Genomic DNA, 14691 nt, shown 5'->3' with positions numbered 1-14691 from the left:
TGCCGGATCAGCCCGCGGTGGGCTCCCAGCCGAACGGCATGAGCACACTCTGCAGTTCGCAAAACGCCTCGAGTCCCTCGGGACCGTTCTCGCGGCCCAGGCCCGAGTTCTTGAACCCGCCGAAGGGCGCGCTCGGGTCGAAGGCGTACCAGTTGATGCCCATCGTGCCGGTGCGCACCCGCTGGGCCACGGCGAGCGCGGCGTCCGGGTCGGCGGAGTACACGGCGCCAGCGAGGCCGTACTCGGAGTCGTTGGCGATCTGCACGGCCTCGTCGACGCTGTCGTAGGCGATGACCTGCAGGACCGGCCCGAAGATCTCCTCCTGGGCGATGGTCATGGAGTTGTCGACGCCGGTGAACACGGTCGGCTGCACGTAGGCGCCCTCGGCGACGGCGGCGGACAGTCCCTCGACCTTCCCGCCGCCGTAGGCGATGGTCGCACCCTCCTCGACGCCCTTGCGGATGTAGCCCTCGACGGACTCTTTCTGCTTGTGGTTCGCCAGCGGCCCGAAGGCGGTGCTCTCGTCGGCCGGGTCGCCCACGGGCATGGCCTTGACGTTCTCCACCAGCGCCTCGACGACCTCGTCGTAACGCGAGCGTGGCGCGAGGATGCGGTTCTGGGACACGCACGCCTGCCCGGAATTCATGAGCGCGGAGAACACCATGGTGCCGGCGTGTGCCGCGATGTCGGCGTCCTCGAGCACGATGGCAGCACTCTTGCCGCCCAGCTCCAGCGAACACCGCTTAAGGCTCTGGGCCGCGATGCCGGCGATGTGCTTGCCGACCTCAGTCGAACCAGTGAACGAGATCTTGTCGACGTCCGCGTGGGAGACCAAGTGGTCGCCCACGGAGCTGGGGCCGGTCACCACGGACAGCACGCCCTCGGGCAGCCCGGCCTCACGGAACAGGTCCGCCAGCCACAGCGCGGACAGCGGCGTGGCCGACGACGGCTTGAGGACCACCGAACTGCCGGACAGCAACGCGGGCGCCACCTTGGCGGTGTTGAGGTAGAGCGGGACGTTCCAGGCGGTGATGGCGGCGACCACGCCGACGGGCTGGCGGGTAACGACGGACGCGCCGAAGTCCCCGTGCCGCACCTCGGACCACGGGAAGGACTCCGACAGCCGGGCGTAGTAGCGCAGCACGCCGAGGGTGGGCGTCACCTGGATCATGGCGGCGGTGGACGCGGGCGTGCCCATCTCATCGGACAGGATCGTGCACACCTCGGCCTGGCGCTCCTCGAGCATGTCCGCCACGCGAGCCAGCAGCGCGCCACGCTCGGCGGGCGGGGTGGATCGCCATACACCGGACTCGAACGAGTCGCGCGCCTGGCTGATCATCTCGTCCAGGTCCTCGGTGGTGGTCTCGGCGACCCGGCCCACGACAGCGTTGGTGGCCGGCGAGGTCACCTCGAGGACACCGGTAGTGATGGGGTCGGTCCAGCGGGTGCCGGAGAAGAGTTTGTCATGGATGACGACCACGGGAACCTCCATGCGGTGGGAGATAGTGCGACAGGAAAACCAATAGGAACGTGTTCCATATCACTGTAGGCGAGTGCCCGGCCCGGCGTGGGCGCCTACTTCGCGCGCAGCACCAGCACGAGATTGGACACGAGTACCTCACGCACACCGGGCACTCGCACCAGCCACCACGCCCACCGCGGGTGGTAGCGCGGGAACGCCGCGAGCAGCTCGGCGGCGTCGGTGTCGCGCGCCCATGCGAGCCCCTCGGCGCACCCCACCTCAAACAGCGACTGGCCGTAGACGTTCTTCGGCGGGTGACCATGGCGTCGCTCGTACATCCGCCTCGCCCGGTCGCCGCCGAGGTAATGGGTCAGCCCCATCTCGTGGCCGCCGAAGGGCCCGTACCAGAGCGTGTAGGAGACGACGACGAGGCCACCCGGTCGCGTGACCCGGCACATCTCCTCCGCCATCGACCAGGGCTCCGGTACGTGTTCGGCCACGTTGGAAGAGATGCACACGTCGACGGAATCCGATCGGAAAGGCAGTGCCATCCCGCTGCCCCGGACCGAACCCGCCTGGTCCAGGCCGGCCGCCGACATTTCCCCGACGTCAGGTTCGACGGAAACGTACCGCGCCCCCTCGGCGGCGTAGACGTCGGAGAAGTAGCCCGGCCCACCGCCGACATCCAGCACCGTCAGCCCCGGCAGTCGGCCCACTCCCGGCTCGGCCGGCCGGTCACCGGAGCACTCCCACAGGTCGGCGACCAGTTCGACGGTGTCGTGGGCCAGGCCGGAGTAGAAGACATCCGGGTCGGCCTGCTCGAGCGGGAACGAACGCAGCAGCCCGAGCGACCGGCCGAGGCTGGCCCGGCGGGCCACCGAGCAGAGTGCGGTCGAGCGGTGGACGGGGTCGGTGATCACGGCGCTGACGATACCGACGGGTCGTGGCCGTCCCGCCGCTGCGTACAGTGTCCGCGTGGCTCGAATCCTGCTGTTGTGCTGGCGTGACAGCACCCACCCACAGGGTGGCGGCAGCGAACGGTACCTCGAACACGTCGCTGACGGCCTCGCCGCTGCGGGGCACACCGTCATCTTCCGGACCTCCCGCTCTCCGGGCGCGGCCCGTTCCACCACCACCTCCTCCGGGGTGGTGTTCAGCCGGGCCGGCGGCCGCTTCACTGTCTATCCGCGCGCCCTCCTGGCGATCCTGTCCGGCAGGATCGGCCTAGGTCCGCTCGGGTCCCTGCGGCGGCCCGACGTCGTCGTCGACACCCAGAACGGCGTCCCCTTCTTCTCCCGCCTGGCCACCACCGCTCCCGTGGTGGTGCTGGTCCACCACATCCACCGCGAGCAGTGGCCGGTGGCCGGGTGGTTGGTTGCGCGGATCGGCTGGTGGATCGAGTCGTGGCTGTCCCCCCGCGTGCACTCGCGCAGCCAGTACGTGACCGTGTCACTGCCCTCCGCAGACGAACTCGCCGGGCTCGGCGTAGATCCCGCACGGATCGCGGTGGTGCGCAACGGCCTCGACCCGCTGCCGACGGACATCGACGCAGGCGGCGCCCCGCGGGGCGAGTCCAGCGCCGACGCCCGCACCCGCGCCCCGCGCCTGGTCGTGCTCTCTCGCCTGGTGCCGCACAAGCACGTCGAGGACGCCCTCGACGTGGTCGGCACGCTGCGCGCGAGCCGACCCGGCCTGGTGCTGGACGTCATCGGCAGCGGCTGGTGGTCCGACCGGTTGCGCGACTACGCCGCCGAACGCGGGCTCCTCGGCGGTCCGGACACAGACGACTCCGGGCGGGGCCAAGAGCCCGGGCCGAGCGGGCAGTCCGGCTCGGTCGTCTTCCACGGGCACGTCGATGAGACCACCAAGCACCGGATCCTCGCCGCCGCCACGCTGCACCTCATGCCCTCGCGCAAGGAGGGCTGGGGGCTGGCCGTGTCGGAAGCCGCGCAGCACGGCGTGCCCACCGTCGGCTACCACCACGCCGCGGGACTGCGCGACTCGATCGACGACGGCGAGACCGGCCTCCTCGTGGACGATGTCGCCGCCATGACACTGGCCACCGAGCGACTGCTCGCCGACCCCGCCCTGAGGGACCGCATGGGTGAGGCCGCCCGCCGCAAGGCCGCGGGGATGTCGTGGCCCGCCACCGGATCGGCGATGGCGCAAGTCCTCCGTGCGGTCGCCGACGGGCGGCGCGTCAGCGGCGTGGTCAGCGGCGACCGCGGTTAGGCCTCGTCCCGGCCACCCTTCCGGTTACGGCCACTGCTGCGCTTCCTGCCAACGTGGCCAGCCACAGCGCGTGCGCCGCCAGCACCGCCGCGCGGGCCGGCGCCGGAGCCGCGGGCTCGGCGGCCGCCTCCCATCGCGCGTCCGCCTCACCCGGCCCGCTCGGTGGACCCAGCTCGTGGAGGACCAGTTCGGGGCCGGTAAACCTCGTCGTCGTCGGCGTGACAGGGGTCCCCTCCAGGGTCTGCGCCGCCTCCCCACGGGGGCCGACGGACGTGCGTTCGTCCAGTACCCACCGCACGCCCAGGTCGATCACCGCGCGCGGATCATCGCCACGCAGCAGCGCCTCGGTCGCCCGACGCGCGCGATCCCCCTCACCGGGCACCGCCGCCGCTCCGCCCCTCGCCGCGCCGCCCACAACCAGGTCGCCAGGCACCAACACGCGGGTGTCGAGTAGCCGGGGCGCCGGATCGAGCACCGCCGCCCCCCCGGCCCACAACGGCGTCGACCGGAAGGACCCGGCCGGCAGGACCAGCAGGTCCCCGGGCCGCTCGTCCACGATCCGCGCCACCTGTTCCCAATCCTCGCCGTAGGCGACCGGTCGTAACTGACCCCACAGTGCGCTCGGGGCGTCGGGGACGGCGGCCACGGCCACCGCGGTGATCACCAGGCCAGCCCCGGCCCGCGGCAATCCCCCGGCCAGCGCGCGGGCGGCAAAGACCAGCGCGAGCACGGTCGCCGGCAACGCCAGCGCGACAAACTTCTGGGTATCGCGCAGCAGACCCGCTCCCGGAACCGCGGACACCAGAGCGTCCATCACCACCAGTCCCGGGCCCGTCGCGGCGGCGGCCACCACCAGCCAGGCGCCGATCGCCAGGGGGACGGTCGCCCGCACGACCGGATCGCGGCGCGCCCGCCACAGGCCCCGGGCTGCCAGCGCCCACACCGCCAGCAGCAGCGCGAGCGCAACAACCGCCCACCACGTCGCGCGCGACGGCGGGACCGCCTCCGAGTTCCAGATCCCACCAAGCGCCACCACCGACCCGAGCGTGCCGAGCCCGGGCTCGGCGCGGGCGGCGAATGCGGCCACGCCGGCGTCCGTGCCTGAGCCCGCCAGTCCCGAGTTCCCCAGGCCCGGCGCGGTCCCGCCCCCGGCAGGGGCGAGCGCGGTCGCCACCAACCACGGCAGCGCCGTGACCACAGCCGTGACCGACAACGTGTACGCCGCCCGCCGACCGGACCTTGCGCCCCCCTCCGCGCCCGCGCCCGTGCTCCGACCGGCACTGAGCAACGACACCAGCGCCGCCACGACCGCCAGCACCCAGCCCGTCGGCGTGAGCCCGGCCGCGGCCAGCGCCGCGCACGCCGCCGCCACGCGAGGACCGGTGCGCGCCAGGAACAGCGGCATCGACATCACGGCCGCCACCCCGGCCAGCAACGACCAGTGCCCCTGCAGCAGACGCTCCACCACGTACGGGTTCCACACCGCCCCCACCACCGCGGGCAGACGCAGCCACACCCCGGCCACCCCGGCAGGCCCGGCAGGCCCGGCAGGCCCGGCACCGGGCAGGACCCGGCGGACCAGTGCCCCCGCCGCCACCGCGAGCCACACGCAGAACACCATGGTGAGCAGGCCTGTGAGCGGCCAGACCGGCAGCCCGACGGCGTCCAGCGTCCGGGTCGCCCACACCACCGCCACGTCCTGGGGCACCGCCCGCGCCGCCGACTCCCCCAACCCGAGCGCGGCATCCGGCAGTGGCGGCGTCGGCGTGGCCACCCAATCCCGCAACAACGGGAACCCGGGCCGCACCAACCCCGCCAGCAGCAGGGCCGTCACCACCGCCCCCACTGCCGCATCCACCGCAGCGTCCCTGCGGGCGAATCGCGCGAGAACGCGACGGGAGCCGGCGGCGGAGTCCATGCGCACATTCCACCACGACCGCGAGTGGACCCCTCCGCCACCGCACGGCCGCGCCGCCCGGGCGGCCCCCTACGATTCCCGGTGTGGACCATCAGGCGCGCGAGGCGACATCAGGTTCCGCCACCAGGCGTTTCCTGACGGGCGCGGGGGCGGTGACGGCTGGCTCGATGCTGGCCAACATCGCCGCCTACCTACTGCACCTCCCGGCCTCCCGGTGGCTGGGGCCCGAGGGGTACGGCGCCTTCGCCGCCCTGTTGTCCGCACAGCTCCTGGTGGCCGTGCCGTCACTGGCACTTCAGGCGGTGGTCGCCCGCGAACACGTCCGGGGCGTGCCCTACGACGTGCTGCGCACGGTCGGCAGGCGGGTCGCGCTGCTGGTCGCGGTAGTCGCTGCGCTGGTGGTTGTCCCGGTGTCACTCCTGCTGGACACCCCGGGCCTCGCCACCGCCGCCGCGCTGGCCCCCGGCCCCGTGCTGTGCCTGCTCGCCACCGAGCAGGGGCTGCTGCAGGGCGCCGAACGGTTCCGGGCCCTCGGTGCGGTTCTCGCACTGGCCGGCGTGGGCAAGGTCGTGCCGGCCGTCGCAGTGCTTGCTGCGGGCGGGGGTGTGGGGCCGGCGCTCGCCGCGGGGGCCGTCGGTGTGACCGTGGCGTGGGTCGTGGCGGCGAGGATCTCGACCTCCCCCTCTGGCGTTGGCGGGGGCGCTGGCTCTGGCGCTGGCGGGGGCGGGGCCGCTGGCCCTGGCGGGGGCGCCTTGACCGCACCCGGGGTCGCAGCCGTGCTCGCCGCCGGTCAGGTGCAGCTGGTGATGATGGCCTTGACCTCCGTGGACCTGCTCTTGGCGCGTGCCCTGCTGTCTCCCGAGGACGCGGGTCGCTACGCGCTCGGGGCGGTCGCGGCGAAGGCGGCGTTCTGGTTGCCGCAGGCGGTGGGAACAGTGCTCTATCCGCGGATGGCCGATCCAGCCGGCCACCGGGGCGCGGTCCGTTCCGCGGTAGGCGTCCTGCTGGGCATCGGTGCGATTGTGGTGATCGGTGCCGCGGTGGTCACGCCGCTCGTGCCGGTCGTCGTGGGCGAGGACTACCGGCCCGTCGCCGGACTGCTGTGGGCGTTTGCGGCCCTGGGCGTGACCTTGAGCGTCCTGCAGGCGTTCCTGTTGGCGAGCATCGCCTCCGACCGCACTATGGAGGCTGGCATCGCCTGGTTCGGACTGGTGCTCACGGCGGTCGCGGTCTGGATCGCCCCCCGCGAGGTCGAGGGTGTCCTCGGGGCCGCACTAGTGGCAATCGCGCTCACGACGGTCGCCGCCGGCTGGCGGGCCCTCCGGACCCGCCCGGCCTGACGCTCCGGGCCTTCGCCCCCTCCCCGTGGAGTCACTGCGTGCAGCGTTTACCCAGGAGGCCTCGCCCGGCCGGCTGACGGAGTGACTCCACGCAGACGGCGACAGATGGTGCGCGACCGGGCGGCAAGCGGGAGGCGGGAGGCGGGAGGCGCGGCCCGGGCAGCTCGCAAAAAGAGCGTCCCGCACACTCCCCTCTCGGGCGAAATGTGCGGGACGCTCTCGGCCGACTCTCGTGGCCGCCGTGGCCACTGGGGGCCGCGGCAGCCGTCGGATCAGGCGCGGGTCCGGTTGGTGCGTCCGCCGCCGCGGAGACCAAGCACGATGCCACCGATCAGCGTCAGCAGACCGAGGATGCCGAGGATCGCCGGGACGACGCGGCCGAACGTGTTGAGCGTGTCGGCGCTTTCCTGCGCAGCGGCCAGGGTGTTGTTCTGGGTCTCGTCGTTCCAGCCGGACTGGAAGCGGACGGCCGTGCGGGTCGGCTCGGTCTTCTCCTTCTCCATGCGGGCCTTGTCCGAGAAGAACGCCTCGGCCTCGGCCTGGTCTTCCGCGAAGAACTGGAAGATGTCCTCCTTGCCGTTGACGATCTGACCGGTGGCCGGGTTCACGTACACCGTGCGGGTGTTGGTGTAAAAGCGGCGCATGTCGACCTCGCGCTTCGGATCACCCTCGAGGCCCCACTGTCCCGCGGTCATGCCTTCGCGGCGGTAGCTGGCCAGGACCGACTCCACGGCGGGGTCGTAGCCGTCGGAGATCGCGGCGAAGTGGTCGCGGATCGAGGACCACATGTCGATCGGGCCGAGGTCCTGCTTGAACTCGTATGCGTCGATACCGCCGACGCTGGTCTCACCCACAAACTCGATCGGGTTGGTGGTGAAGGTGCTCGCATCGAAGTAGTCGTAGGCCCGCTGCTCGGTGTCGAACGGGAATTTGTACTGCAGCCCGTCGCGGACGAAACCCGCCGGAGCGGTGTCTCCGCCGGTGGCCACGACCTGGAGGGTGCTGGTGGCCTCGTCGACCGGCATGGCCGTGACGCGGTCCACGGTGATGCGGTCGATGGTGGCGTTGACCAGCGCGTCGACGTCGTCGCCGCCGGTCTTGTCCTCGCGCAGCAGCGACTGGGCCGCCTGCATGGTGATGACGTCGGCGTCCGACGGTTCCACTGCCATCACTCGACGCTGCGAGTACAGCGGGATGTCGTTGTCGATGAAGCAACTGACCGGGTACTGGCGCTCGGAGTCGGCGGCGGCCTCACTGTCTTCCGCCTGGGCGTCCTCGCCCTCGCCGCCTCCAGCCGGCTGCTCGTCGCCACCGGCCGAGCCCTCGGCACGGCACTCCGGGCGGTCCGAATTGAGTTCGGTGGGGGTGTTCGAGGCCAGTCCCTTACCTACGAGAACCGCCCCCGGCGCGGTCTCGGTGACAGTCGTGGAGTTGATGTCCAGCGGGGTCTTCTTCTGGCTCGGCACCACGAAGAACACGAGCGCGAGTGAGATAGTGATCAGGAATACGCCGAGGCCGACAAGGACCAGCGCGGGCACCAACGACCTCCGTCCCGCGGAACTGCTCTGTCGTGCCATCGGTTGTCCTCCTGGAGTCGCGCCCTTGGTCCGCCGGTCACTCCCGGGCTGGTGCCGGGGGCGCCGCCCCGGCCGGACCATCATCAGGAGAAGATTAACAGTGATGAAGAACGCATTCGGTACCCCCGACCATCGCGATGGAACTCTCCCCTCCGCGACCGGCTTCGTGCCGGCGCTCGAGGGGCTCCGCGCGCTGGCTGCGTTCGCCGTCCTCACCACACATGTGGCGTTCCAGACCGGGGCCTCCACCGGGTCGACCATCAACCGCATCTGGGGCCGGTTCGACCTTTCCGTGGCCGTGTTCTTCGCATTATCCGGCTTCCTGCTGTGGCGCGCGCACGCCCTGCACGCCCGCCGGGGTGGCCCGGGAACCGCGCGGCCGGCCCGCGCCTACCTGCGCTCACGACTTGTCCGGATCATGCCCGCATACCTGGTGCTGGTGGCCGCAGCGTTCCTTCTCATCCCCCGGAACGCGCGGAGCTCTGCCAGCACCTGGACGTCCAACTTGACGTTGACGCAGGTGTTCGTCCCGGATTCTCTGGTGGAGGGCCTCACTCACGCGTGGTCACTGTCCGTGGAGATGAGCTTCTATCTGGTGTTGCCGCTGTTGTGGTGGGCGCTCGCCAGGCTGCGCGGGCGAGCGGCGCGGTGGCGCATCCCGGTGATCGCCGGCGTGGGGGTGGCGAGTCTGGGGTGGGCGCTCGTGCCGTGGTATGAGCTGGGTCTGCACGAACGGATCAATGACCAGATTCTGCCGCCGGCGTTCGCGTCGTGGTTCGCGGCGGGGATGATCCTGGCCGAGCTCGCCTGCGCGCCGCCCGGTCGCGCGGCGGGGCTGGCCCGCCATCGTCACGCGCGGTGGCGGTGGTGGGCGGTCGCTGCGGCGGCATTTGCGGCGAGCACGGTACCGCGGTGGTTCACCGAGGGGTTTGTCCACCCGTCGGGCCCGGAGTTCGCGGCCCGCACCGCGCTCGGTGCGGTGGTGGCGTTCTGCCTGCTCGCCCCGGTCGTGCTGTCGCCTGCCGCGACGGCTCCCGCCGGGTCGACGCGTCTGGGACCGCACTTCCCCGTGCTGGGTTCGGGCGTGTTGACCACCCTGGGGCGCTGGTCGTACGCGGTGTTCCTGTGGCATGTACTGGTGCTGCACTTCGCGTTCCAGATCGCGGCGGTACCCATGTTCTCCGGGCAGATGCTGCGGATCTGGTTTGTCACCGTGGTGGTGACGACGGTGGTGGCGGCCGCCAGCTACGCACTCGTGGAGGTGCCGGCTCAGCGTTGGTTGGCGCCCCGGCGGGCACCCCGGGGGCGGCCGGTGGACGGCCAACTCGAGGCCAGCCCGGCGCAGATCAATCCCGTCACCGTCGCGACCTGAGGGCCCCACCCGTCGCCGGCGTAGCCCAGCGAGTCCGGCCACGGCGCGCGGGCCAGCAGCGCGGCGCCGGCGACGATCCCCACCCCGGAGCCGATCACCAGCAACTGCCGGGCACGGCCCGCCCCGAGGTGACGGCTCGCCATCAGAGCGCTGATCGTCAGCCCGAAGGTCAGCGCCAGCCCGACTGGACCGGCCACGACGAATCCGACCACGGCGGTAGTGGCGATCGTCAGTAGCCCGCGTCCCCGCCACTGGGTGGCGTGGGTGCCCGCCCGGTCGCGGCTGCCGCGCACCAGGAACAGCAGCAGGACCAACAGGAGCGCGATCGGCCCGGTGAGCAGGGCTGCGCGGTACGGGGCGTCGAGGGGCACCGTGAGCACCAGGGTGGCCCCGGTAGTGGTGGCGGGCAGCACCCAGCCCTGTTTCCACCCGTCGACGGTCACCGGGCGCGGGTCGCCCAGGTCGGTGCCGTCGTCGGCGACGAGCCGGGCCTGCCACGCGGGCGTGACGGATTCGGGGACCACCAGGACGCGCTCGCGGGGCGCGGACGGCACGTGCAGTTCGCGTCGCGAGTCGCCCCAGAGCGCGGTGGTGACGGCCCGGGTGGGTTGGGGCGCGCCGCCGAGGATCGGTGCGGCACTGCCCCCGGTTCCGCCGGTGCGGGCCCCGGTGCCGGGGTCGACGACGACGAGGCCCACCGTGTCCACGGAGAACGCCTGCCCCGGGTCGACAGAGACCTCCTGTGGTCCCGCGCTCAGCGGGACGGGGGTGTCGTCGCAGAGTTCGGCCGTCACGGCGCGTCCCTCGAGGAGTTCCCGTCGGGTGGCGGTGATCCGCGTCCGGACCACCCGGTCGCCGATGTGGAGTCGGGGCCCGTCCTGGCAGGTCAGAGTGACGGGGTCGTCGGCGGCGGCGGGCAGCGCGCCGATCCGGGCGCCGGCGGGGTCCTGGACCCACACCTCGGCGATGCCGGTGGGCAGCTGCGTACCGCCAGGGCCGCGCACGTCGCGGGCGTGGTCGACCCGGATGGTGATGCGGTCGGTGTGGTCGGCGGGGACGGCGACGACGACGGAGCCGTCGTCCTCTGGGGTGAGCGTGGCCAGGTCGACTCTGGTGCGTTGGACACCGGTGTCGATCGTGACGACGTCGGGCGCGGCGGGGGCGGCGGAGCGGGGTGGCCAGAGGCGGAGCGATCCGACGAGCTGCCGACCGGGCAGTCGCAGTTCCAGCGTCGGTGCTGGCACGTCCCGCGCGTGCCAGCTGGTGGAGCGGTCGCCGTCGACGGCCGCGGACGGCCCTCCCGCGGGGTCGGTCACGAGTGATTCGCCCGTCGCGCGGACCTGCCGGGCACGGGAGGTCGGGTCACCGCGCAGCACGTCGTCCAGGGCGGCGCCGGGCCTCGGGCGCACGAGCAGTTGCGGGGCTACGGCGGTCTGGGCGGGGACGTCGAGCAGGCGGGCGAATCGGGCCGGTTCCTCGGGGTCGATCGCCAGGTCGGGGGCGCAACGTGCAGCGCCGGTCGACTCCTCGGCCCCGGCCAGCCCCTCGACCGGGTTCCCGACGTGCACACAGTCCGAACGGCCGGCCAGTTCCTGACGCAGGAGCCAGCCTGACGGCGCGCGGTCGTCCTCGGGCCGGTCGGGAAGCGCGATGGTCCGTAGCAGCGGGATGTCCCGACCTCTGGCGGTCAACCCGATCTGGGAGATTTCGAAGTAGGTGCCGCGGCCCCCGTCGGCGAACCCGGTCGCTGTCACCCGGACCCGCTTTGTGGGGCCGGGCGGCAGCGCCACCGTCGTCTCTTCTCCGACCGTCGGGAACACCGTGGCGGTGCCGGTGTCGGTGCGCACCTGCAGGGTGCTGACCTGTGGTCCGGCCTCGGGGGGCGGGACGGTCAGCTGCAGGACTGCGCGGTCGACGGGTTCGGGCAGTTCGATCTCGATCCATTCGCCGAACGCCGAACCGTATCCGCCGGAGCGCCAGGCGGTGTCGGGGTCGCCGTCGACCGCGGCCGCGACGGAGTGCGATGGCCGCACCACGCCGGGCTGCGCCGAATCGGCGGCCGAGGACGATACCTCCACGCTGGCGTCCCACCACCGCGCCTGCGCGAGCGGCGGGTCCTCCGGCGCGACGGTGGCGGCGTAGTCGGGGACCGTGCCGCGGCTGCGCCGGGGGTTGCCCTCTGCGCGGACGGCCGACGAGTTGTGGTCGAGGCGGCCGAAGTCGGTTTCGCGGTCGGTCGGCGAGTCGGTGAGGACCGGGGCGGTGGAGTTCAGTGGCCGCGGTCGCGGGAACGGGTCTGATGCCGGGTCGACGCCGGCAGTGAGCGCGTCGGCCTCGAGCAGTCGGGTGACCCGGGGCGGTGAGCCGATCGTGTCTCGCGCCGCGAGTAGATCGTCCAGCCGGGAGAGTGCTTCGGGTCCGCCGGCGACCACCGGCAAGTCGCGGACCTCCACGGTGTACGGGGCCGTGGCCGACCGTGCCGGTCCGGGCGGCGCCGCGTCCGATCCCAGTCGGGAGTCGACCCGGTAGATCTCGATGGCCGGATAGGCCGGCCGCAGCCCGGAGTCCGGCACCACGACCACCTCGTCGTCGTCGCCGTCGACCCGGGAGCCACCCACCGGCTCGCCGAACTCCGCGACCTTCACCAGTCCGGGCGAGCCGTCGATCGACTGGTGCACCAGTGCCGGGCGCGGCGCGGCCGAGTCCTCCGACAGGTCGTTGCGTACCACGAGAAAGCCGACGCCGAGCGACGCCAGCGTCGCCGACATCCCGGGTGCGGCGCGGCCGTCGGCGAGCCGGCGCTGCACCGCGTCGAGGGCGCGGATGGCCGGGGCGGGTTGGAGCGGCACCGAGTCACGGACCGCCCACGGCGTCTCCGCCAGCGGCTGCAGGGGCTCGTCGCGGGTGACGCCCCACACCTGACGGCCGAACGACGCGCCGGGGACCACGAGGGCGCGGGTGGTCGCGGCCGGGTCGGGCTCTGCGTCCTCGCCGGGGCGGTCCACCGGCGCGTTCTCCGACAGCCACGCTGCGGCTTCTGTCCAGTGGTCGGGCAGTGACTCGTGGGCGCCGACCGGCGCGAGCCGACCCAGCCACGCCGGGGCCACCGATACCCCCCCGGCCAACATGATGATCATCGCGACCGCGACCGCGCGGTGGCGTTCGGGGTGCGCGAGCGCACTGACGAGGCCGACGCGGGTGGGCTGCCCTCCGGACCGGTCGAGGCTGCCGTCGTCGCAGGCTGCGGCGCCGTCGTCGTCGCGGTCCTCGGCGCCGACGAGAGTCGCGAGCAACTGTGACAGCAGATGCGCGGCGCCCAGCACCAGTGGCAGCCGCAGGAGCGGCTCGAACTTGTGCACGTTGCGCAGCGGCGCGGCCGGGCCGTCGAGTAGGGCGCGGAGAGTCTCGGCGAGCCCGCCACCGGCGGGTCCGACCCACGGTGCTGCCATCAACACCAGGCCGAGGGCTGCGATCGCCAGAAGCCGGCCACGAGCGGGCATCCCGCGCCACAACAACCCCACGACACCGACCGCCGCGATCACCCCGGTGGCCAGGACGAACACCGGCTCGCTTGTCAGGTCCGCGCCAGCGGTCCGGTCGGTCGACACGAACGGTACCCACGTTGCGGCGCCGCGCAGCACCTCGGTCACCGAGGACCAGCGGGTGGTGACCTCGGCCGATTCGATGTAGTCGAGGAACGGCGGCGAGACCCGCCCGAGAAGGACCAACGGCACGGCCCACCACAGGCACACCGCCGCGGACAGCGGCAGCCACCACGCGGCCAGCCGCGCCCACGTGCGGTTCGGCCGGTGCAGCGCCCACCACAGGATCGCGGGTAGGCAGGCGGCTGCGGTGGCGACGGCGTTGACCGCACCCATCAGCGCCAGTGCGAACGCGGCACCGGCCGCACCCCGGCGCGGCGACATCCGCCCCTGCAGCACCCGGATGACCGGCAGCAGCACCCAGGGTGCGAGGGCGACCGGCCAGATCTCCGACGAGATCGAACCCAGGTCGCCGAGCATGCGCGGCGCGAGTGCGTATCCGACCCCGGCGATGGCGCGGGTCCCGCGGGTGCCGATGCGCAGCGCGGCGGCGACCCGGACCACGCCCATGTAGGCCACGGTGAGCACGATCGCCCACCACAGGCGCTGGGTCACCCAGGCCGGCACCCCGACGAGGTCGAACAGCGCGAAGAAGGAGCCCTGCGGGAACAGGTAGCCGTACGCCTGGTTCTGGACCTGACCGCTGAAGGACAGTCCGGTCCACAGGTGAGTGGCCTGGGCGAGGAAACGCCCGGGGTCCACCACGAGGTCGTACTTGGTGTCCGGGACGACCAGTCCCGGGGCCTGCAGGCAGGCCAACAGGAGAAATGCAAGAAACGCGACGACCGCGTCACGCGCGCCGGCGCCGAGACGGACCCCGCGGATCACCTACGCCGGCGTAAGAGCTTGTCGGCAGCGCGGGGTCAGCGCGCGCCGTATTCGACCTGGCCGAGCAGGGCCTGGTCGGCGGGCGGCTGCGCTACCTCGGGGATGGAGTTCTCCGCCATGGCGGTGTTGAGCCCGAAGGCGACGATGCCGCCGAGGACGATTCCGCCGACTGCGCTGGCGAGCGCTCCGGTACCGAAGCTCATCGGGTTCTCCCTGCGGGTCACGTAACAGTGTCGAGCGGTAGTGCTGTGGAGCACACCGACGCCGGAAGACTAGCACCCGGCGACCGGACGGTTCGGTAGAGCGTCTCCCACAAGTCCTTACCGACGGGTAAGTTGGGTGTGGTCCATGACACCACGC

The 14691-nt window shown here is 72.6% G+C and carries 9 protein-coding genes; 3 read left to right on the top strand and 6 right to left on the bottom strand.

Annotated features, from left to right (window positions below):
- Positions 1–7 precede the first annotated feature (7 nt).
- Positions 8–1492, bottom strand: a complete 1485-nt coding sequence (locus tag FQ137_RS04740; protein ID WP_149291365.1) for an aldehyde dehydrogenase — start codon at positions 1490–1492, stop codon at positions 8–10.
- 83 nt (positions 1493–1575) lie between these two features.
- Positions 1576–2382: a class I SAM-dependent methyltransferase gene (locus FQ137_RS04735; protein ID WP_149291364.1), complete on the bottom strand. Its 807-nt coding sequence runs from the start codon at positions 2380–2382 to the stop codon at positions 1576–1578.
- A gap of 55 nt (positions 2383–2437) precedes the next feature.
- Here FQ137_RS04735 and FQ137_RS04730 point away from each other — a divergent pair, with 55 nt between their 5' ends.
- Positions 2438–3694 (top strand): glycosyltransferase family 4 protein, encoded by a 1257-nt coding sequence (locus FQ137_RS04730; RefSeq protein ID WP_149291363.1) that lies wholly within the window; start codon positions 2438–2440, stop codon positions 3692–3694.
- On the opposite strand, the gene FQ137_RS04725 is transcribed toward FQ137_RS04730, so the two are convergent.
- Complete coding sequence (locus FQ137_RS04725; protein ID WP_255583633.1) at positions 3675–5612, bottom strand: hypothetical protein; 1938 nt, start codon at positions 5610–5612, stop codon at positions 3675–3677. The two genes, FQ137_RS04730 and FQ137_RS04725, sit on opposite strands and share 20 nt — an antisense overlap.
- 83 nt (positions 5613–5695) lie before the next feature.
- Between FQ137_RS04725 and FQ137_RS04720 the strand changes: the two genes are divergently transcribed.
- Complete coding sequence (locus FQ137_RS04720; RefSeq protein ID WP_149291362.1) at positions 5696–6952, top strand: polysaccharide biosynthesis protein; 1257 nt, start codon at positions 5696–5698, stop codon at positions 6950–6952.
- Between the two features lie 272 nt (positions 6953–7224).
- Here the strand turns inward: FQ137_RS04720 and FQ137_RS04715 are convergent, their stop codons facing one another.
- Positions 7225–8529: a DUF3068 domain-containing protein gene (locus tag FQ137_RS04715; protein WP_149291361.1), complete on the bottom strand. Its 1305-nt coding sequence runs from the start codon at positions 8527–8529 to the stop codon at positions 7225–7227.
- Between the two features lie 103 nt (positions 8530–8632).
- Between FQ137_RS04715 and FQ137_RS04710 the strand changes: the two genes are divergently transcribed.
- Positions 8633–9901 carry an acyltransferase gene (locus FQ137_RS04710; protein ID WP_149291360.1) on the top strand — a complete coding sequence of 423 codons (1269 nt, stop codon included), beginning with the start codon at positions 8633–8635 and terminating at the stop codon, positions 9899–9901.
- Here FQ137_RS04710 and FQ137_RS04705 read toward each other — a convergent pair.
- Together FQ137_RS04705 and FQ137_RS04700 are read right to left on the bottom strand one after the other, a co-directional pair.
- On the bottom strand, positions 9799–14331 hold the full coding sequence (locus FQ137_RS04705; RefSeq protein ID WP_149291359.1) for an alpha-(1->3)-arabinofuranosyltransferase: 4533 nt from the start codon (positions 14329–14331) through the stop codon (positions 9799–9801). The genes FQ137_RS04710 and FQ137_RS04705 overlap by 103 nt on opposite strands.
- A gap of 35 nt (positions 14332–14366) precedes the next feature.
- A complete protein-coding gene (locus FQ137_RS04700) occupies positions 14367–14555 on the bottom strand; it encodes a DUF2613 domain-containing protein (protein WP_255583629.1) in 189 nt (62 codons plus the stop codon).
- Positions 14556–14691 lie beyond the last annotated feature (136 nt).

Origin of the sequence: Dietzia sp. ANT_WB102 (assembly GCF_008369165.1) — a bacterium.
In the GTDB taxonomy this organism is placed as follows: domain Bacteria; phylum Actinomycetota; class Actinomycetes; order Mycobacteriales; family Mycobacteriaceae; genus Dietzia.
Note: the sequence above shows the minus strand (reverse complement) of the source record. Positions and strands in the feature narration are given on the sequence as shown.

Coding starts and splice junctions, on each gene's coding strand:
- FQ137_RS04740 (WP_149291365.1), bottom strand. CDS start 1,492: ATGGAGGTTCCCGTGGTCGTCATCCATGACAAACTCTTCTCCGGCACC.
- FQ137_RS04715 (WP_149291361.1), bottom strand. CDS start 8,529: ATGGCACGACAGAGCAGTTCCGCGGGACGGAGGTCGTTGGTGCCCGCG.
- FQ137_RS04725 (WP_255583633.1), bottom strand. CDS start 5,612: ATGGACTCCGCCGCCGGCTCCCGTCGCGTTCTCGCGCGATTCGCCCGC.
- FQ137_RS04710 (WP_149291360.1), top strand. CDS start 8,633: ATGAAGAACGCATTCGGTACCCCCGACCATCGCGATGGAACTCTCCCC.